This window comes from Candidatus Symbiopectobacterium endolongispinus, assembly GCF_018777385.1.
Classification (GTDB): domain Bacteria; phylum Pseudomonadota; class Gammaproteobacteria; order Enterobacterales; family Enterobacteriaceae; genus Symbiopectobacterium; species Symbiopectobacterium endolongispinus.
In genome coordinates, this window is the sequence record NZ_JAFJYB010000003.1 from 102,672 (window position 1) to 121,179 (window position 18,508).

Sequence of the window (18,508 nt, forward strand, 5' to 3'; positions counted from 1 at the left end):
AAAGCGTAACTAAATATGATCAAAACCCCGCCTCGGCAGGGATTTTTTTATGTATCAGGGGCGGCTGGTTTCAACTTGATACAGGCGTATAAACCCGAGCTGCTCCGGTGTGACACCGCTTAGCTGCACGCCAAATATGGCTTCGGTTTTGGGCAATAAGGGGGGCGTCGAGCATCAGCTGCTGGGTGTGAGTTTCGCTTGGCAACGGCTTGCTGCTGACTGGATCGAGCTGACTACAGTCGAGTTGCGCGTGAAACGCAGGCAGTGCTGTACCTTCCAGTAGCCGAACGTGCAACAGCGCCTGGGGTGCCATTCGCCTCGGGTTCAATATGGCTCAGGGAAATGCTCAGTTTGCCAATATTGCTTTCTAAAATTGCGCTATTTTTCGCGCTGGGTAGCAGGTACACACCGTTGGTAGAGTGACTGTTTAAGTAAGGTATTTTGCTGCTCCAGGGCTAACGCCTGTGCCGTCAGTGTTTGTAATTGCCGGTTAAGCTGCCCCACTTCCTGTTGCAGCGTAGGCGTTTGCGGAGGCGCTGAACAGCCCGTCAGCGCCAGCATCAAGAGACTATATGCACGACAATAGTTATTCATTCAGGTATTTCACTCATTGCATTATGCCTTTTCTCGTGTCGTCTTTACGTGGCAAGTATATAAGCGTAGTGGCGAATGAGAGTTAAATCATGCTGCGTTTATGCTGGCACCTATGCAAATATTGGTCTGTAAGCGCTGGATATTTGGGTTAGTCAATAAAATCAGGGTAAACTAGGCGTAAGAGAAGCTAATCATCGGGATATGTTATGCACTGCCCATTCTGCTCCGCTGTTGATACCAAAGTTATTGATTCTCGTCTGGTCGGCGAAGGCACGCAGGTACGGCGTCGCCGTCAGTGTCTGGTGTGCAATGAGCGCTTTACCACCTTTGAAGTCGCGGAGCTAGTGATGCCCCGGGTGATCAAGAGTAATGACGTTCGCGAGCCCTTCAACGAAGAAAAATTGCGTAAAGGGATGCTGAAAGCGCTGGAAAAGCGGCCGGTCAGTGCGGATGACGTTGAAAACGCCCTCAATCATATCAAATCTCAACTGCGTGCTACGGGTGAGCGTGAAGTCACCGCTAAGATGATCGGCAATCTGGTGATGGATGCCCTGAAGCATCTGGACAAAGTCGCTTATATTCGTTTTGCCTCCGTATACCGTAGTTTCGAGGATATTCGGGAGTTTGGCGAAGAGATTGCTCGGTTACAGAATTAGTCATATGGAACGGCAAGATGAATTCTGGATGGCGCGCGCGCTTGAATTAGCGCGGCGCGGGCGTTTCACTACGTCTCCAAACCCTAACGTTGGTTGTGTGATTGTGCGCGACGGTGAAATGGCCGGTGAAGGTTATCACTTGCGCGCCGGTGAGCCGCATGCGGAAGTACATGCGCTGCGCATGGCGGGTGAACAGGCCCGGGGAGCAACCGCTTATGTGACGCTGGAGCCGTGCAGTCACCATGGGCGCACGCCGCCCTGTGCGGATGCGCTGATTGCGGCGGGCGTGGCGCGCGTCGTGGCGGCGATGCAAGATCCCAATCCTCAGGTGGCCGGACGCGGTTTGCACCGTTTACAGCAGGCGGGTATCGCCGTCAGCCATGGCCTGATGATGCAAGATGCCGAGCAGGTCAATCTTGGTTTTCTGAAACGGATGCGCACCGGCGTTCCGTATGTCCGTCTTAAAGTGGCTGCTTCGCTGGATGGCCGCACGGCGATGGCGTCCGGAGAAAGCAAGTGGATCACCTCTCCCGAGGCGCGTCAGGATGTGCAACGCTTTCGTGCACAAAGCGCCGCTATCCTTAGCAGCAGCGCTACCGTGTTGGCGGACGATCCGCTGTTGGCGGTACGTTGGGAGACGTTGGATGCCGCTACGCAACAACAGCTTCCCGATGTAGTGCTTCCTCAACCCGTGCGCGTGATCGTCGATAGCCATGGACGCGTAACGCCTCAGCATCAACTGGTCCATCAACCGGGCCAAACCTGGCTGGCGAGTACCCAACCGAACAATGACAGCGCATGGCCTGAAAGCGTGACACACCTTACTCTGCCCGCTCACGGTGGCGGTATCGATTTGGTTGCGCTAATGATGACGCTCGGCAAGCGACAGATTAATTCGGTTTGGGTTGAAGCCGGTGCTACGCTGGCAGGCGCGCTGTTGAATGCGGGCGTGGTCGATGAGCTGATCGTGTATATGGCCCCGAAACTGTTAGGGCATGATGCCCTGGCCCTGTGTGTGTTGCCGGGGTTGACGCAGTTGGCGCAAGCGCCTTCATTTACGCTGACGGGGGTGTGCCAGATTGGCCCCGATCTCCGTCTGCGTTTGATACCGCAATCCTGACGTCGATATCCTGCGGTTTTGGTTTGCTCTGGCCTCAATGGGGTGTGGCAGACAAAACCGGATACGCCGTCGCAAGAATGTGATAGAATTCGCCCCCCTGCGGGGTATTAGCATGCGATTATGATTATAAGGAACGCTATGAACGTCATTGAAGGTGTTGTTGCCACCCCTGATGCCCGCGTCGCGATTGCGATTGCCCGTTTCAACAATTTTATCAACGATAGCCTGCTTGAAGGCGCTATCGATGCGCTGAAACGTATTGGCCAGGTCAAAGATGAAAACATTACCGTCGTGTGGGTACCGGGTGCCTATGAGCTGCCGATGACTGCGCGCGCGCTGGCAAAAAATGGCTATGACGCCGTCGTGGCACTGGGAACGGTTATCCGTGGCGGTACTGCGCATTTTGAATATGTTGCGGGTGAATGTAGCTCCGGGTTGGCTCATGTTGCCATGAACAGCGATATTCCTGTGACGTTTGGCGTTTTGACGACAGAAAGCATCGAGCAGGCGATTGAACGCGCTGGTACCAAAGCTGGCAATAAGGGTGCAGAAGCTGCGCTGACCGCGCTGGAAATGATTAACGTATTGAAAGCTATTAAATAAGTTTGATTAAGAAAGGGGTGTTCCGTGAAACCTGCTGCTCGTCGCCGCGCTCGTGAATGTGCGGTTCAAGCGCTGTATTCCTGGCAATTGTCAAAGAATGACATTGCCGATATTGAACTGCAATTCCTGAGTGAGCAGGATGTCAAAAAAGATGTCGACATCAGCTACTTTCGTGAGTTGCTGGCGGGCGTCGCCATGCAGGCAGAAAAACTGGATGCATTGATGGCACCCTACCTGTCACGTCAGCTCGAAGAGTTGGGGCAGGTGGAGCGCGCCGTGCTGCGTATTGCACTGTTCGAACTGAGCAAGCGCGACGACGTCCCTTACAAGGTTGCCATCAACGAAGCCATTGAACTGGCGAAAGTGTTCGGTGCGGAAGATAGCCACAAGTTTGTCAACGGCGTATTGGATAAAGTCGCTCCAACGGTGCGCCAAACCAAGAAGTAACGCTCAGGGCCGGAATACCGGCCCTGTTCGCGATTGTTTTTGACGGAAACGGTTATGGTTTACGGTGAGTTTCTGATTACCCGCTATTTCAATCGTGCGAACGCCTACAAGGCGGGAAATCCGCGTCGTGATGTGGAATTGGGGATTGGCGACGATTGTGCGTTGCTCACAGTGGCAGAAAAGCAGCTTTTAGCCGTCAGTACCGACACGCTGGTGTCTGGTGTGCATTTCCTACCGACTATCGATCCTGCTGATTTGGGTTACAAATCGCTAGCCGTTAACTTAAGCGATCTGGCCGCCATGGGGGCCGATCCCGCCTGGCTCTCTCTCGCCATTACCTTGCCCGAAATCAACAGCGCGTGGTTGGCAGCCTACAGCGATAGCCTGTTCACGCTGCTGGATTACTATGGCATGCAGCTGATTGGCGGCGATACCACGCGCGGTCAGCTGAGCCTTACGTTGACCATTCACGGGCTGGTTCCTGCCGGTCGTGCGCTTACCCGTGCCGGTGCCCGCATTGGCGATTGGATCTACGTGACCGGAACGCTGGGTGACAGCGCCGCCGGGCTGGCGATTTTGCAACAACGTTTGCAGGTGAGTGACAGCGCGGCGCGCCAGTCATTGGTGCAACGCCATTTGCGTCCGCAGCCGCGCATTCTGCAAGGCCAGGCGTTGCGCACGCTTGCCAGTACGGCTATCGATCTGTCGGATGGGCTGATCTCGGATTTACGCCATATTTTGGCCGCCAGCGATTGCGGCGCGTGCGTGCAGCTTGATGCTGTCCCTTATTCATCGGCAATGATGCAACACGTTGATCCCGATCAGGCGCTGCGTTGGGCGCTGTCTGGCGGGGAAGATTATGAACTGTGCTTTACCGTGCCGGAAATTAATCGCGGGGCGATCGACATGGCGCTGGGCCAACTCGGCGTAGGCTATACCTGCATTGGTCAGATAGCGCCGTCGTCCGAAGGGCTGCGCTTTTTCCGTGGTGATAACGCAGTGGAACTGAACTGGAAAGGCTATGGCCACTTCAGCCAATGACCGAGAAACAAAGCGCGCCGCTAAGCAGCGTTTGCGCCTGAGCAATCCCTGGCATCTGCTGGCAACCGGGTTTGGCAGTGGCCTCTCACCCTGGATGCCGGGCACATCGGGATCGCTGGCGGCGATCCCGATGTGGTATCTGCTCTCCTTCCTGCCCTGGCAACTGTATTCACTGACTATCATGTTCAGCATTTGCATCGGCGTTTACCTGTGTCATCAAACGGCTAAAGACATGGGCGTACACGATCACGGCAGCATCGTCTGGGATGAATTTGTCGGGATGTGGATCACGCTGATGGCGATCCCGAATGAACAGTGGCAGTGGGTGCTGGCAGGGTTTGTAGTGTTTCGTATTCTGGATATTTTCAAACCCTGGCCGATACGCTGGTTCGATCGCAACGTGCACGGCGGCATTGGTATCATGATTGACGATATTGTGGCAGGGGTTATCTCTGCTGGCATTATCTACTGGATTGGGCACCACTGGCCGCTATTTTCTTAAACAGCCTGTGCGGTGGCTGACCGGGGCGACTGCCCGGTCGAAACAACTATCATTGCAGCCATTCATCAATGCGACGTTCGATGCCCGCCGCATCCAACCCCAGATCGTGACGTACTTCTCCCTGTGTCCCTTGGGGAATAAAGCTGTCCGGTAGCCCCAGATTTAACACCGGAATGCCCAGACGCTGCGCCATCACCACTTCATTCACGCCGCTGCCCGCACCGCCCATCAATGCATTCTCTTCCAGCGTCACCAGCAGATCGTGGCTTTTTGCCAGCTCAGTGATTAGCGTTTCATTCAGCGGTTTGACGAAGCGCATGTCGACCAATGTCGCATTGCGCTTTTCGGCAACCTGCTGTGCTTCCGGCAGCAGGGTGCCGAAATTGAGGATGGCGACTTTTTCGCCCGTGCGTCGTACCACCCCTTTACCGATCGGCAATTCCTGCAACGGCTCAAGCGTGGCTCCAGTACCGGTACCGCGTGGGTAACGCACGGCGCAAGGGCCGTCTTGATAACGGTAGCCGGTAAACAACATCTGGCGACATTCGTTCTCATCGCTCGGTGCCATGATAATCAGATCGGGAATGCAACGTAGGAAGGACAAGTCAAACGCCCCCTGATGCGTTTGGCCGTCCGCGCCCACAATACCGCCGCGATCGATAGCGAACAGTACCGGCAGATTCTGAATGGCGACGTCGTGAATCACCTGATCGTAGGCGCGTTGTAAAAAGGTGGAGTAGATCGCCACCACCGGTTTGTACCCGCCCAGCGCTAAACCGGCGGCAAAGGTGACGGCGTGCTGCTCGGCAATGGCAACATCGAAATATTGTTGTTGGTAGTCACGAGAGAAGCGCACCATGCCAGAACCTTCGCGCATCGCTGGCGTCACTGCTATCAGCTTGCTGTCTTTGGCGGCGATTTCACACAGCCAATCACCGAAAATGGCCGAGTAGCTGGGGAGGCTCGCCTTGCTTTTGGGCAAGGTACCGCTGGCCGGATTAAACTTGGGCACGGCATGCCAACTGATAGGATCTTGCTCTGCTGGGGCATAGCCACGACCTTTTTTGGTCATGATATGCAGCAACTGCGGACCCTTCAGGCTACGCATATTTTTCATGGTTTGCGCCAGCCCGACCACATCATGACCGTCGACCGGGCCGATATAGTTAAAGCCGAGTTCTTCAAACAGCGTTCCGGGTACCACCATGCCTTTCAGATGTTCTTCCGTGCGTTTGACCAGCTCTTTGATCGGCGGGATGCCAGACAGCACTTTCTTACCGCCTTCGCGCAGGGTGGAGTAGAGTTTACCGGATAACAGTTGTGCCAAGTGATTGTTGAGCGCACCGACGTTTTCGGAAATGGACATCTCGTTGTCGTTCAACACCACCAGCAGATCGGAACGAATATCGCCCGCGTGGTTCATGGCTTCAAATGCCATTCCCGCGGTCAGTGCGCCGTCGCCGATAACGCACACGGTACGGCGTCCTTTGCCTTCTCGTTCGGCGGCAACCGCCATGCCCAGCCCGGCGCTGATCGATGTGGAGGAGTGACCGACGCTTAACACATCGTATTCACTCTCGCCGCGCCAGGGGAACGGGTGCAGGCCGCCTTTCTGGCGGATGGTGGAAATACGATCGCGGCGACCGGTGATGATTTTGTGAGGATAGGCTTGATGGCCGACATCCCACACCAGATGGTCAAATGGTGTGTTGTAGACATAGTGCAGCGCCACGGTGAGTTCAACGGTGCCGAGCCCTGAAGCAAAGTGGCCGCTGGAGCGGCTAACGCTGTCCAGCAGATATTGACGAAGTTCATCGCACAGTTTAGGCAGGCTGTCACGCGGCAGCATGCGCAGTTCGTCAGGTGTTTCCACTAAAGCCAGTGTCGGGTACTTTGCAATATCAAAACTCATTTGCGACTCATTCTGAGGTGTAATCCCCGTTCTCTCTCAAGCGGCGAATGCAGTATCCATCCGGGCGTTGCCACCGTGCGACACGCTTGAAATTCACTGGGTGATGTTGAAATTATTTATCTCTCTCGACGATATAATTCGCCAATGCCCGTAGTACCGTAGTATCGAGCGGCGTTGCGCTGGCCGCTTGCAGTTCATCCAATGCTGCCAGTGATTCCTGATAGAGATCCCACGCCTTTGCCCGTGCACTGTCAAGCCCGAGCAAGCCGGGATAGGTACTTTTGCCCAGTTGCTGATCGGCCCCTTGTCGCTTACCGGTGGTGGCGCTGTCACCAACCACATCAAGGATGTCATCCTGCACCTGAAAGGCCAGACCGATAGCATTGGCATAGCGATCGAGGTGTGGCAGTGCCGCCCGACCCGCAGTACCAGCGCTGAGCGCGCCGAGCCTGACTGCTGTGCGAATCAATGCGCCGGTTTTGTGGCGATGAATTTGCTCCAGTGCGGTGAGATCAACTTGCTTACCCTCTGCCGCCAAATCCAGCGCTTGCCCACCGCACATGCCTGCCACGCCGCTGGCGTACGCCAGTTCTGCAACCATTGAGAGGCGATCGCGGTCGCTGACTTCCGGCATGGAGCCGTCAGCCAGAATGGAGAAGGCTAACGTTTGAAGCGCATCCCCGGCCAGAACCGCTGTGGCTTCGCCAAATTTAATGTGACAGGTCGGTTGACCACGGCGCAGGTCATCATCGTCCATGGCAGGCAAATCGTCATGAATCAGCGAATAAGCGTGGATAGATTCCACTGCGGCAGCTGGTGTATCCAGGCTGCTCAGCGGAATGCCGAAAAGTTGCCCGGTGGTATAAACCAAAAAAGGCCGAAGGCGTTTGCCTCCCAGCAGCGCACCGTAGGCCATGGCGTCAACCAGCGGACTACCCTGAAACGGCAAGTCGGTGATAAAACGGTTCAATGCCTGATTAACGCGATCGGCATGGGCGCGCAATTGCTCAGCGAATTCCGTCATAGTGGTTTACTGTTCGGGGTTGTCGTGCCCTGAGCGAAAGGGGACAGCGCGGCATCCGGTTCATCGCTTAGCAGGATTTGTACGCGTTGCTCTGCTTGTTGCAACTGCAACTGTCCCTGACGCGCTAACTGAATGCCACTTTCAAAAGCACTCAGCGCGGCTTCCAACGGCAAATCGCCCGACTCAAGGCGGGTGACAATCTGTTCCAGCTGTTGTAGCGCATCTTCAAAACTCAGCGCTGAGTCAGCGGTGTTCAGCGTTTCGCTGTTTGCCTCCGAGTGAGGCGACGTTTTTTTTGCAGGCATGACCTATTTTACATCCTGATCGCTAAGTTATGCTGTTCTTTACTGTTCGCTACTGGTCCATCGCACAGATAAGCACATCCTTCCTGCGCGCAGCGTGCGAGAAGATGATATACTCTGCGCCCTGGATGCTATTGGTAAAATCACCCTATGGAACGAGTTTACCGATAACGTGAATGTAGCACTCTGGTTAACACTTACGCCCATTTGACCAAGTAACGACAGCCATCATGAAGTTTATCATTAAATTGTTCCCGGAAATCACCATCAAGAGTCAATCTGTGCGGTTGCGCTTTATTAAGATACTTACCGGTAACATTCGTAACGTGCTTAAGCAGTATGACGACCAACTGGCCGTCGTCCGTCATTGGGATCATATCGAAGTCCGCGCCAAAGAGGAAAGCCAACGCGAAGAGATTCGCGATGCGTTAACCCGTATTCCCGGCATTCATCATATTCTGGACGTTGAAGACCACGCTTACACCGACGTGCACGACATTTTTGAACAAACGTTGGCGCTGTATCGTCCACAGCTAGAAGGAAAAAGCTTCTGTGTACGCGTGAAACGGCGCGGCAAGCACGACTTCTCATCGCAGGATGTAGAGCGTTATGTGGGCGGTGGACTTAATCAGCACATCGACAGTGCGCACGTTAACCTTACCACACCGCAGGTCACGGTTCATCTGGAGATTGAACAGGATCGTTTGCTGCTGATTAAAGGGCGTTATGAAGGCATCGGTGGTTTCCCTATCGGTACGCAAGAAGATGTACTGTCACTGATTTCCGGCGGGTTCGATTCTGGCGTGTCTAGCTATATGCTTATCCGCCGTGGCTGTCGCGTGCATTACTGCTTTTTCAATCTGGGCGGCGCAGCGCATGAAATTGGTGTTAAACAGGTCGCACACTATTTGTGGAAACGCTTTGGCAGCTCGCATCGTGTGCGCCTTGTCGCTATTGATTTTGAACCCGTGGTGGGCGAGATCCTGGAAAAAGTGGATGACGGCCAGATGGGCGTCGTGCTTAAACGTATGATGGTGCGTGCCGCATCGCGCATTGCAGAGCGTTATGGCGTTCAGGCGTTGGTAACCGGCGAAGCGTTAGGTCAGGTTTCCAGTCAAATGTTGACCAACCTGCGTCTCATCGATAATGCGTCGGATACGCTGATTCTGCGCCCGCTGATTTCACACGATAAAGAGCACATCATCAAGCTGGCACGCCATTTAGGCACGGAAGATTTTGCCAAGACCATGCCTGAGTATTGCGGGGTCATTTCCAAGAGCCCAACAGTAAAAGCGGTCAAATCCAAAATCGAAGAGGAAGAAGGCAAGTTCGATTTTGAGATTCTGGACAGGGTGATTTTTGAAGCGCGCAATATAGATATCCGCGATATCGCCACCCAGACCTCGCAAGAGATCACGGAAGTTGAAACCGTGGCATCGCTTTCTGCTGACGATATTCTGCTGGATATTCGCTCGGTGGATGAGCAAGACGATCGTCCGCTTGCGCTCACCGGTGTTGAAATCAAATCGCTGCCGTTCTACAAGCTCAGCACGCAGTTTGGCGATCTTGATCAGGGTAAGACCTATCTGCTGTACTGTGAACGCGGTGTGATGAGTCGTTTGCAGGCGCTGTATCTGCGTGAGCAGGGGTTCACTAACGTGAAGGTCTATCGGCCTTAACCTTACCCTCATCATTCTCCGTGCGAGCGGAGGATGACTGAATCACAGAGGTTTGATGGCATCAATCCCGATAATCATAAATGCCCGGTGGCAGCACCAACTGCGCTACCACTTCCGCCGCTTTGGCACGCCCGGACAGTAAATCAATCAGCTTCAAGGCGAAATCCATGCTGGTGCCGGGGCCCTGGCTGGTCAGCAGATTAACGCGTGGATCGAATACCACGCGCTCATCCATCCATTTTTCTGGTGCGATTTTCTCTTTTAGCGTGGGGTATCCGGTCATGTTGCCGACCGGAAACAGCTGGTGGTGTTCCAGCACCAGAGCAGGAACGGCACAGATAGCGGCCACAATTTTCCCTTCCTGATGCTTTTGGCGAATGCATTCCACCAGCAACTGGCTGTCGCGGAAGCATTCTGCTCCCTTGACACCGCCCGGTAACACGATGGCATCAAACGGGTTATCTGCAACGGAAACCAGCGGTGCATCCGCCACCAATCTTGCGCCACGCGAACAGGTTATCGTTGTGGCGCCATCGCTGGCGACAGTGACAGCAATACCAGCGCGTACCAGCAGGTCAAATGTGGTGACGGCTTCGGTTTCTTCGCTACCAGGAGCCAGACAGAGGAGTACCGATGCGGTCATATTCGCTTTCCTTTAGCTTAATCATTTCAAATAAACGGCTGTTTTCCGGCAATGTTAAGCCGTGGGCACGGGCCCGCTGCAGCAGATAGCCGGTAATATAGTCAATTTCGGTATGACGCTGGGCACGGATATCTTGCAGCATGGAAGAAGTGTTTTCGGCGGTATTCTGAATCAATTGTTCCACGTACAGTTTCACCTGCTCCAGCGAATCGGGGTGGCCTTCACGCTCCATGACGTGCACGATCTCCTGACACAGCAGGTCTATTTGCTCGGGATAAGCGCTTAATGCCCCATTTTTACAGTTATAGAGCACGGTTAACGGATTGATCACACAGTTTGCTGCCAGCTTACGCCAGCACGTCACGGCAATATTTATTGTACCAGGCGACATCCGGCAGCGCCTGATGCAGCAAAGCAGCCAGCGCAGAGTGGGTATCGCTGTGAGGAACCGCGCCACGGCTGTTGCCGCTGATAATGGCACAAATGTGCGTGGTTCCTCCGGCAACGTGCACCACCAGCGTTGCATCGCGTCGTGCGGCGTGACGCCTTGTAACAGCGGTTGGGTCAATACCGGCAACTCTTTCCGGGTGCCCATGCCATTGTGCAACAACAAAATGGTACAGTTCTGGGCGATAGTCGGTAATAAGGCGCTGACGGTATCGGAAACCTGCCAGGCTTTAAGGGTTACCAACAGCAGTTCGCTTTGCAATCAGGTGCTCGGGATCGTTTGTCGGCAGCATCAGATCGCACAGTTTTCCGTCCAGCATTTGTACGTTGACGGCACAGTACGGAGCGGGGAAACGCATCCATCCCTGAACGTCGTGGCCTTGCTGATGTAATGCGGCAAGCCAAAGCTGACCCAGTGCGCCGCAACCCAGCACGGTAATTTTCATCTGAGGTTTCCTTTATCGATGCGCGTGGCACGCAGTGTGACGGCGGCGGTTATCTTTTGATTGATTCATTCTGCCTGACAATTACGTATTATGGCGCGTGAGAAAGGGACTGCAAGCGCCAAGGCGGGCGGATGTTGTTTCTCTGCGGAGAACAGGTATCATGCATGCCACATAACCCTATTCCTACGCATAAATCAGGGAGAATTGATTATGCCATCTTTCGATATTGTATCCGAAATCGATATGCAGGAAATCCGCAACGCGGTTGAGAATGCGTCACGCGAACTGACTAATCTCTGGGATTTTCGTAACGTACCGGCGAGCTTTGAGCTGAATGAGAAAAACGAACAGATCAAAGTGGCTAGCGAGTCAGATTTTCAGGTACAGCAACTGGTTGATATCCTGCGCGAAAAACTGGTGAAACGCGGTATCAAAGCAGGCGCGTTGGAGGTTCCAGAAGAGATGGAACACAGCGGCAAGACGTACAGCGTTAACGCCAAACTGAAGCAGGGCATTGAGCCTGAACAGGCGAAAAAAATCGTCAAGCTGATCAAAGACAGTAAGCTGAAAGTGCAAACCCAGATTCAGGGTGAGCAACTGCGCGTAACCGGTAAAGCGCGTGACGATTTGCAAAGCGTCATGGTGTTGATTCGCGGAGCCAATCTGGGGCAACCCTTCCAGTTCACCAATTTCCGCGATTAATCGTAAAGGGCCAGCTATGCTGGCCCTATGTGACTCACGCTTGCCCGATCAGCGCTTCGAGCTGTTGACGGTTGGTCTTCTGACGATCGATTTTGACATAGGCGCTGCGCTCTTCCGGTACCACGATGGCTTCCGCTACGCCAGGGTGTATGCGTATCTTTTGTGCTAGCGCGGAGTCGTCCAATGCGTCATCGGGCAGTGCAATGCGCAAGCTGCTGAGATAAGGCGGCTCCTTAATGCTGACGCCGATAATCAGCCATAACGCGCAGAGCAGCGCTCCTGCTGCAAACACCCAGGCTGCACCGTGGAATTGAAACAGTGCGCCGCCCATGCCGCCGCCGATAGCAACGCCGATAAATTGGGTGGTGGAGTAGACCCCCATTGCGGTGCCTTTGTAACCCGCCGGTGCCTCTTTGCTGATAAGTGAGGGCAGCAGCGCTTCCATAATATTAAACGCCAGAAAAAAACAGCTGAATGCCTGCCACAATAGGCCACAATTGGCTGCCTGCCATCCATAAAACCACCTCTGCGGCTAACAGCACTACGATACAGCCCACAAACACCCGCTTAATCTGCCGTTTCACTTCGGCATAAATGATCAAGGGCAGCACGCAGACAAAGGAAATCAGCATGGTGTACAGATAGACCTCCCAGTGTGATTCTGCTGGCAGACCTGCCTGTTCCAGCACGCGCGGCAGGGCGACAAAACTCGACATCAGCAGGATATGCAGGCACATAATGCCGATATTGAGTTTTACCAGACGGCTGTTACCGAGCACCTGGCGAATGCTACCGCGCACAATGGCGGATTCCCGATTGAGGGCATGGCTAGCGGCATTAGGGATCAGCGTCAGGTTTATTACAATTCCGAGCGATGCGAGCGGGGCCATGCACCAGAACAGGGACTGTAATCCCCAGGCGTGCGCAACGATCGGCCCAATCACCATGGCGATGGCAAAGGTCACGCCGAAACTGATGCCGATAAAAGCCATTGCTTTGGTGCGATTTTGTTCGCGAGTGAGATCGGACAACAGCGCCATAACGGCGGCGGAGATCGCACCTGCTCCTTGTAACGCACGTCCGAGAATAATGCCCCAGATCGTGGTGCTTAGGGCGGCAATCACGCTGCCGAGCACAAACATGAGCAGGCCGATGACGATGAGCGGTTTACGCCCGACGCGATCGGAAAGTAAACCAAAAGGCACCTGAAACAGCGCTTGCATCAGACCATAGATACCAATTGCGAGACCAATCAGCGATTCGCTGGCCCCTTGTAATGCCATGCCGTAGGTTGTTAGTACTGGCAACACCATAAACATGCCGAGCATCCGCAGGGAAAAAACCGCACCTAAGCCCCAGGTTGCGCGCCGTTCGCGCGGCGTCATGATATTGTCTGTGAGGGATGTATCGTTCATGAAGACCTCAAATTCGCGTTGGCGCTATTGTAGTGCCTTACTCATCTGGTCTTAAATGGCAGCATTGTTACTTGATTTGACGCACGGTCATAAAATGACATAGTAAATGCAGCAAATGTGGGAAAGGGCGAAAAAAAACAGACGATGGGGATCGTATGTTTTTTCAACGTGCGAACGGTGAAACGTTAGCGCAGTGCGGTGAGCAGCACATCCTGCATTGGCGTCATTGAGTCTACAGACATCATCACGCTCAATGATGTGATGGCAACGATCGAGAACACAAACAGTTTGCGCGCCCATACTTTGTCATCATTGGGTTTTTTGTAGCCCGACAGTGCCATGCCTAACCACCATATACTTACAGAGGCTGCTACCACCAGATATTTATACCCGGCATAGCCACCCAGCGACAGCATCAGCGTAGCCACCATAAACGCCACGATATACAGCGTAATATGGTTTTTAGCCACGGAAATGCCTTTCACCATCGGCAGTACCGGAATGTTGGCGGCCTGATAATCCTTGAAACGGAAAATGGCGATAGCGTAGAAGTGCGGCATTTGCCACAGGCTGAAGATCAACAGCAGGATCAACGCACCCGCATCGAACTGGTTGCTTACGGCACAATACCCGATCACCGGCGGTGCGGCACCGGACAGGCTGCCGATCAGCGTGCCGTATACCGAGTGGCGTTTCATATACAGACTGTAGACGCCAACGTATACCGCAAAGCCCATTACTGAAAGCCACATGGCTAGCGGGTTTGCCGCCACATAGAGCAACGCAAAACAGGCAATACCTAACGCAGCCGCATAACTCAGTGACACCTTGACCGAAATCAGCCCCTTCACCATCACTCTGTTTTTGGTTCTCTCCATCTTTTTGTCAATGTCACGGTCGATTACGTTGTTGAAGACGCAACCGGACGCAACCACTAACGACACCCCAAACAGGGTAGCGATAAAGAGGGGGTAATCAATGCTGCCTTTGGACGCCAGCAGAAATCCCCCGATAACAGAAATCAGGTTGCCAAAAATGATCCCTGGTTTTGTGACTTGTAGGTATTGCTTAATCATCATGTCTGGCTCGATTACGGAATCATCATATTGTGGTGCGCGCTCAGCATAATCCAGATGGATCCTACTACCACGATAGCGATAATCAGAATGGCGAACACCAACGCTACCACGTTCCAGCGCTGCTCAGAAGAACTGTTCAGGTGCAGAAAGTAGACCAGGTGAACCAGTATCTGTACCACGGCGCAGCCAACCACACCGGCCATAATCACGCTTGGGGAGGCGGCACCTGCCATCACCAGACCAAACTGGATCACGGTCAGAATGACTGACATTACAAAGCCGATGACATAAAACTGTACGCTACCGTGGCTGGCGCCGTGATCGGTCGTTGAATGACTCATTACATCGCCCCCATCAGATAAACTACGGTAAAGGCACAAATCAATACCACGTCAAGGAAGTGCCAGAACAGGCTCAGACACATCAAACGGGTTTTCACGGTAGGGGTGATGCCCCAGCGTGAGACCTGAATCATCATCACCACAAGCCAGATAAGGCCTGAAGTTACGTGAACGCCGTGGGTGCCGACTAGCGCGAAAAAGGCCGACAGGAACGCGCTGCGATCCGGGCCGTATCCTTCTGCGATCAGGTGATGGAATTCATAGATTTCCATCCCGATAAACACCAGACCGAACAGGAAGGTGATAGCCAGCCAGGTGTTGATGCGCGCCACGTTGCCTTTGTACATGGCGATCATCGCCATGTCGAAGGTGATACTGCTCAACAGCAACGCGAAGGTTTCGACCAGCACAAACTTGAGATCAAACAGATCTTTTCCGGACGGACCGCTCGCCGTGCCAGTTACCAGCACGGCATAGGTGGCGAACAATGAGCCGAAAATGATCAAATCGCTCATGAGGTAAACCCAGAACCCCAGCACCTTGGTGCCGCTGGCGTCGTGGTGCCCATGCTCTGCATGGGCGTCATGAGCAGCGTGATGATGCGTCAGAGTTTCAGTTGTCATGTTTCACACCTGCTTTGCTGATATTGTCGAAGTGCTGGTTCTCAATCTCTTCGATTTGTTTGACCGGAACGTAGTAATCCACATCTCGGTTAAAACTGTGCACAATCCAGGTCACGATCATGCCGACGAAACCGGCAATAGTCATCCACCAGATATGCCAGATCATGGCGAAGCCGAACACCAGACTGAACGCTGAGATAATCACGCCAGCGCCGGTGTTTTTCGGCATATGAATTTCTTCATAGCTGACCGGTTTTTTGTAGGCTTCACCGCGCTCTTTCTGTTCCCAGAAGGCATCGCGTTCCTGAACGTTCGGCACGATGGCGAAGTTATAGAACGGCGGCGGGGAAGAGGTTGCCCACTCCAGCGTGCGGCCACCCCACGGGTCACCGGTCAAATCACGGTTTTGGTCGCGATCGCGGATACTGACATAGAACTGCATCAATTGGCACAGTACGCCAAGACCAATCAGTGCGGCACCGACATAGGCAACGACCAGCAGTGAGTGGAATTGCGGATCAATCTGTTGGCTGAGGCGACGGGTCATGCCAATAAAGCCCAGCACATACAGCGGCATAAAGGCGGTGAAGAAGCCGATAATCCAGAACCAGAACGCGCGTTTGCCCCAGGTTTCGTTCAGCGTGAAGCCAAACGCTTTCGGGAACCAGTAGGTAATACCGGCAAAAATACCAAACACCACGCCACCGATAATGACGTTATGGAAGTGCGCAATCAGGAACAGGCTGTTGTGCAGTACAAAGTTGGCACCCGGCACCGCCAGCAGCACCCCGGTCATCCCATCGATGGTAAAGGTGATGATAAAACCAGTAGTCCACAACATGGCAGAGTTCGGCTGGATTCGGCCCTGATACATGGTGAACAGCCAGTTGAAGATTTTCACCCCGGTCGGGATGGAAATGATCATCGTAGCGATACCAAAGAAGGCGTTAACGTTCGCTCCAGACCCCATGGTGAAGAAGTGGTGCAGCCAGACGATAAACGACAGTACGGTAATGGCGATGGTCGCCCACACCAGCGAGGTGTAACCGAACAGGCGCTTCTTACATAAGGTGGCAACCACTTCGGAGTAAACGCCGAAAATGGGCAGAACCAGAATGTACACCTCAGGATGGCCCCAGGCCCAGATAAGGTTGATGTACATCATTATGTTGCCGCCCATATCGTTGGTAAAGAAATGGGTGCCCAGATAGCGATCCAGAGTCAGTAAGGCGATGGTGACGGTCAAAATCGGGAAGGCGGCGATGATCAGCACGTTGGTGCACAGTGCCGTCCAGGTAAAGACCGGCATTTTCATCAGCGTCATGCCCGGTGCACGCATACGGATAATGGTCGCGAAGAAGTTGACGCCAGTCAGCGTAGTACCCAGACCGGAGATCTGTAGACTCCATATCCAGTAATCCACCCCTACGCCAGGACTGTACTCCTTGCCGGAAAGCGGCGGATAGGCCACCCAACCGGTTTGCGCAAACTCACCGATACCCAGCGACAGGTTGATCAGGACAACCCCTACCACGAATAGCCAGAAGCTGAGCGAGTTAAGGAAAGGGAAGGCCACGTCGCGTGCGCCGATTTGCAGCGGCACCGCCAGGTTCATCAAACCGACCACAAACGGCGTTGCCACGAAGAAAATCATGATCACGCCGTGCGCGGTAAATATCTGATCGTAGTGGTGGGCATTAAGGAAGCCTGCCTCACCGGCAGACGCCAAGACCTGCTGACCACGCATCATGATGGCATCGGCAAAGCCACGAATCATCATGATAAACGCAACGATAATATACATGATGCCAATGCGTTTGTGGTCTACCGAGGTAAACCATTCAGCCCACAGCCACTTCCATTTACCGAAATAAGTGATGGCCGCCAAAAGGGCGAGGCCGCCGACGATGATGCCGGCCACCGTAACCATAATAATGGGTTCATGATACGGAACCGCATCAAGAGTTAGTTTTCCGAACATCGTCTTATCCCTCGGCGCCTTGGTGCGAGGCGTGCTCGCTCATGTTCATATTGTCACCGTGTTGCATGCCACCTTGCTGCGTTTCTCCTTCAGCGTGGTTATGCGCAGGCGCACCGCCGCTTTGCGTGAATTTGCGAATCAGGTTTTCAAACAGCTCAGGTTGCACGCTGGAGAAGTACTCTACCGGGTGGAATTCGCTGGGTTTGGCCAGGGCATTGAATTCATCCGTGCTGTTCAGCGTTTTGTTGGAGGCACGCACGGTGGCAACCCACTGGTCGAATTCCTGCTGGCTTGGCGTGGCAATGGCAGTAAATTTCATGCCGGAGAAGCCTTTCCCGCTGTAACCACCAGAAATACCGTCATATTTACCCGGCTCGTTGGCGATAAGATGCAGTTTGGTTTGCATGCCCGCCATCGCGTAAATCTGCCCACCCAGACGCGGAATGAAGAAAGAGTTCATTACGGTATCGGAGGTGATTTTGAAATTCACCGGCACATTGGTTGGGAACGCTAACTCGTTGACCGTGGCTATACCTAATTCCGGGTAAACAAACAGCCATTTACAGTCAAGTGAAATCACTTCGACGGTAATCGGCTTGGCCTCGGAGACCAACGGCTTATACGGATCCAGTGAATGGGTGGTTTTCCAGGTAATGGTACCCAGAATAAGAATGATGATGATGGGAGCTGTCCATACCACCGCTTCAATCTTGTTGGAGTGTGACCAGTTCGGGGTGTATTTCGCTTTGGTGTTGGAAGCGCGAAACTTCCAGGCAAAAGCGATGGTCATCACGATTACCGGAATAACCACGATCAACATCAACCCGAGTGCCGTCAGAATCAACGACCGTTGCTCCAACCCGACCTGTCCTTTGGGGTTCATCAATGCCATATCACAACCGCTCAGTAGTGCTGCGGCAGCGAATACGGCTGACGAAAAAGGGTAAAAAA

Annotated in this window: 17 protein-coding genes and 3 pseudogenes; 8 read left to right on the top strand and 12 right to left on the bottom strand. The window is 53.7% G+C overall.

The genetic code is table 11. The features are described 5' to 3' along the window. Positions 1 to 54 precede the first annotated feature (54 nt). Positions 55 to 594: pseudogene (locus JZM30_RS12025) on the bottom strand (DUF3251 domain-containing protein). 206 nt (positions 595 to 800) lie between these two features. Between JZM30_RS12025 and nrdR the strand changes: the two are divergent. From nrdR to pgpA, 6 genes are all read left to right on the top strand, one after another. After that, the gene (gene nrdR, locus JZM30_RS12030; protein ID WP_252318937.1) at positions 801 to 1,250 is read left to right on the top strand and encodes a transcriptional regulator NrdR; all 450 of its coding nucleotides are present in this window, start codon (positions 801 to 803) and stop codon (positions 1,248 to 1,250) included. 4 nt (positions 1,251 to 1,254) lie between these two features. Further along, entirely contained in the window at positions 1,255 to 2,370 is a 1,116-nt protein-coding gene (ribD, locus tag JZM30_RS12035) for a bifunctional diaminohydroxyphosphoribosylaminopyrimidine deaminase/5-amino-6-(5-phosphoribosylamino)uracil reductase RibD (RefSeq protein WP_252318938.1), read from the top strand. Between the two features lie 138 nt (positions 2,371 to 2,508). Next, entirely contained in the window at positions 2,509 to 2,973 is a 465-nt protein-coding gene (gene ribH, locus JZM30_RS12040; protein WP_252318939.1) for a 6,7-dimethyl-8-ribityllumazine synthase, read from the top strand. 24 nt (positions 2,974 to 2,997) lie between these two features. Next, positions 2,998 to 3,420 (top strand): transcription antitermination factor NusB, encoded by a 423-nt coding sequence (nusB, locus tag JZM30_RS12045; RefSeq protein WP_252318940.1) that lies wholly within the window; start codon positions 2,998 to 3,000, stop codon positions 3,418 to 3,420. Positions 3,421 to 3,474: 54 nt separating this feature from the next. After that, a complete protein-coding gene (thiL, locus tag JZM30_RS12050; RefSeq protein ID WP_252318941.1) occupies positions 3,475 to 4,461 on the top strand; it encodes a thiamine-phosphate kinase in 987 nt (328 codons plus the stop codon). Next, positions 4,442 to 4,963: a phosphatidylglycerophosphatase A gene (gene pgpA / locus JZM30_RS12055; RefSeq protein ID WP_252318942.1), complete on the top strand. Its 522-nt coding sequence runs from the start codon at positions 4,442 to 4,444 to the stop codon at positions 4,961 to 4,963. Before thiL ends, pgpA begins: the two co-directional genes overlap by 20 nt. Before the next feature lie 49 nt (positions 4,964 to 5,012). Here the strand turns inward: pgpA and dxs are convergent, their stop codons facing one another. From dxs to xseB, 3 genes are all read right to left on the bottom strand, one after another. Then, positions 5,013 to 6,875: a 1-deoxy-D-xylulose-5-phosphate synthase gene (gene dxs, locus JZM30_RS12060; RefSeq protein WP_252318943.1), complete on the bottom strand. Its 1,863-nt coding sequence runs from the start codon at positions 6,873 to 6,875 to the stop codon at positions 5,013 to 5,015. A 112-nt stretch (positions 6,876 to 6,987) separates the two neighbouring features. Next, a complete protein-coding gene (gene ispA, locus JZM30_RS12065) occupies positions 6,988 to 7,899 on the bottom strand; it encodes a (2E,6E)-farnesyl diphosphate synthase (protein WP_252318944.1) in 912 nt (303 codons plus the stop codon). Next, the gene (gene xseB, locus JZM30_RS12070) at positions 7,896 to 8,204 is read right to left on the bottom strand and encodes an exodeoxyribonuclease VII small subunit (RefSeq protein WP_252318947.1); all 309 of its coding nucleotides are present in this window, start codon (positions 8,202 to 8,204) and stop codon (positions 7,896 to 7,898) included. The genes ispA and xseB overlap by 4 nt, the downstream gene beginning before the upstream one ends. Positions 8,205 to 8,431: 227 nt before the next feature. On the opposite strand from xseB, the gene thiI reads away from it, so the two are divergent. Further along, positions 8,432 to 9,880, top strand: a complete 1,449-nt coding sequence (gene thiI, locus JZM30_RS12075) for a tRNA uracil 4-sulfurtransferase ThiI (protein ID WP_252318949.1) — start codon at positions 8,432 to 8,434, stop codon at positions 9,878 to 9,880. Between the two features lie 61 nt (positions 9,881 to 9,941). Here the strand turns inward: thiI and yajL are convergent, their stop codons facing one another. Then, positions 9,942 to 10,523 carry a protein deglycase YajL gene (gene yajL, locus JZM30_RS12080; RefSeq protein WP_252318951.1) on the bottom strand — a complete coding sequence of 194 codons (582 nt, stop codon included), beginning with the start codon at positions 10,521 to 10,523 and terminating at the stop codon, positions 9,942 to 9,944. After that, a pseudogene (gene panE / locus JZM30_RS12085) lies at positions 10,486 to 11,416 on the bottom strand (2-dehydropantoate 2-reductase). Before panE ends, yajL begins: the two are co-directional and overlap by 38 nt. A 210-nt stretch (positions 11,417 to 11,626) precedes the next feature. Between panE and JZM30_RS12090 the strand changes: the two are divergent. Beyond that, complete coding sequence (locus tag JZM30_RS12090; RefSeq protein ID WP_252318953.1) at positions 11,627 to 12,118, top strand: YajQ family cyclic di-GMP-binding protein; 492 nt, start codon at positions 11,627 to 11,629, stop codon at positions 12,116 to 12,118. A gap of 34 nt (positions 12,119 to 12,152) precedes the next feature. On the opposite strand, the pseudogene JZM30_RS12095 reads toward JZM30_RS12090, so the two are convergent. The 6 genes and pseudogenes from JZM30_RS12095 to cyoA form a co-directional block, all read right to left on the bottom strand. Further along, positions 12,153 to 13,533: pseudogene (locus tag JZM30_RS12095) on the bottom strand (MFS transporter). A gap of 185 nt (positions 13,534 to 13,718) precedes the next feature. After that, positions 13,719 to 14,609 carry a heme o synthase gene (gene cyoE, locus JZM30_RS12100; protein WP_252319653.1) on the bottom strand — a complete coding sequence of 297 codons (891 nt, stop codon included), beginning with the start codon at positions 14,607 to 14,609 and terminating at the stop codon, positions 13,719 to 13,721. A gap of 14 nt (positions 14,610 to 14,623) precedes the next feature. Continuing rightward, positions 14,624 to 14,953, bottom strand: a complete 330-nt coding sequence (locus JZM30_RS12105; protein ID WP_252318955.1) for a cytochrome o ubiquinol oxidase subunit IV — start codon at positions 14,951 to 14,953, stop codon at positions 14,624 to 14,626. Further along, a complete protein-coding gene (locus JZM30_RS12110) occupies positions 14,953 to 15,576 on the bottom strand; it encodes a cytochrome o ubiquinol oxidase subunit III (RefSeq protein WP_252318958.1) in 624 nt (207 codons plus the stop codon). Before JZM30_RS12110 ends, JZM30_RS12105 begins: the two co-directional genes overlap by 1 nt. After that, positions 15,566 to 17,557, bottom strand: coding sequence for a cytochrome o ubiquinol oxidase subunit I (cyoB, locus tag JZM30_RS12115; RefSeq protein WP_252318960.1), 1,992 nt, complete (start codon positions 17,555 to 17,557; stop codon positions 15,566 to 15,568). The genes JZM30_RS12110 and cyoB overlap by 11 nt, the downstream gene beginning before the upstream one ends. A gap of 4 nt (positions 17,558 to 17,561) precedes the next feature. Beyond that, positions 17,562 to 18,449, bottom strand: a complete 888-nt coding sequence (cyoA, locus tag JZM30_RS12120; RefSeq protein ID WP_438801501.1) for a cytochrome o ubiquinol oxidase subunit II — start codon at positions 18,447 to 18,449, stop codon at positions 17,562 to 17,564. Positions 18,450 to 18,508 lie beyond the last annotated feature (59 nt).

Bases quoted from the DNA above. Each gene is read 5' to 3' on its own strand.
- nrdR (WP_252318937.1), top strand. From the start codon at position 801: ATGCACTGCCCATTCTGCTCCGCTGTTGATACCAAAGTTATTGATTCT.
- ribD (WP_252318938.1), top strand. From the start codon at position 1,255: ATGGAACGGCAAGATGAATTCTGGATGGCGCGCGCGCTTGAATTAGCG.
- ribH (WP_252318939.1), top strand. From the start codon at position 2,509: ATGAACGTCATTGAAGGTGTTGTTGCCACCCCTGATGCCCGCGTCGCG.
- thiL (WP_252318941.1), top strand. From the start codon at position 3,475: ATGGTTTACGGTGAGTTTCTGATTACCCGCTATTTCAATCGTGCGAAC.
- pgpA (WP_252318942.1), top strand. From the start codon at position 4,442: ATGGCCACTTCAGCCAATGACCGAGAAACAAAGCGCGCCGCTAAGCAG.
- dxs (WP_252318943.1), bottom strand. From the start codon at position 6,875: ATGAGTTTTGATATTGCAAAGTACCCGACACTGGCTTTAGTGGAAACA.
- ispA (WP_252318944.1), bottom strand. From the start codon at position 7,899: ATGACGGAATTCGCTGAGCAATTGCGCGCCCATGCCGATCGCGTTAAT.
- xseB (WP_252318947.1), bottom strand. From the start codon at position 8,204: ATGCCTGCAAAAAAAACGTCGCCTCACTCGGAGGCAAACAGCGAAACG.
- thiI (WP_252318949.1), top strand. From the start codon at position 8,432: ATGAAGTTTATCATTAAATTGTTCCCGGAAATCACCATCAAGAGTCAA.
- yajL (WP_252318951.1), bottom strand. From the start codon at position 10,523: ATGACCGCATCGGTACTCCTCTGTCTGGCTCCTGGTAGCGAAGAAACC.
- JZM30_RS12090 (WP_252318953.1), top strand. From the start codon at position 11,627: ATGCCATCTTTCGATATTGTATCCGAAATCGATATGCAGGAAATCCGC.
- cyoE (WP_252319653.1), bottom strand. From the start codon at position 14,609: ATGATTAAGCAATACCTACAAGTCACAAAACCAGGGATCATTTTTGGC.
- JZM30_RS12105 (WP_252318955.1), bottom strand. From the start codon at position 14,953: ATGAGTCATTCAACGACCGATCACGGCGCCAGCCACGGTAGCGTACAG.
- JZM30_RS12110 (WP_252318958.1), bottom strand. From the start codon at position 15,576: ATGACAACTGAAACTCTGACGCATCATCACGCTGCTCATGACGCCCAT.
- cyoB (WP_252318960.1), bottom strand. From the start codon at position 17,557: ATGTTCGGAAAACTAACTCTTGATGCGGTTCCGTATCATGAACCCATT.
- cyoA (WP_438801501.1), bottom strand. From the start codon at position 18,449: ATGGCATTGATGAACCCCAAAGGACAGGTCGGGTTGGAGCAACGGTCG.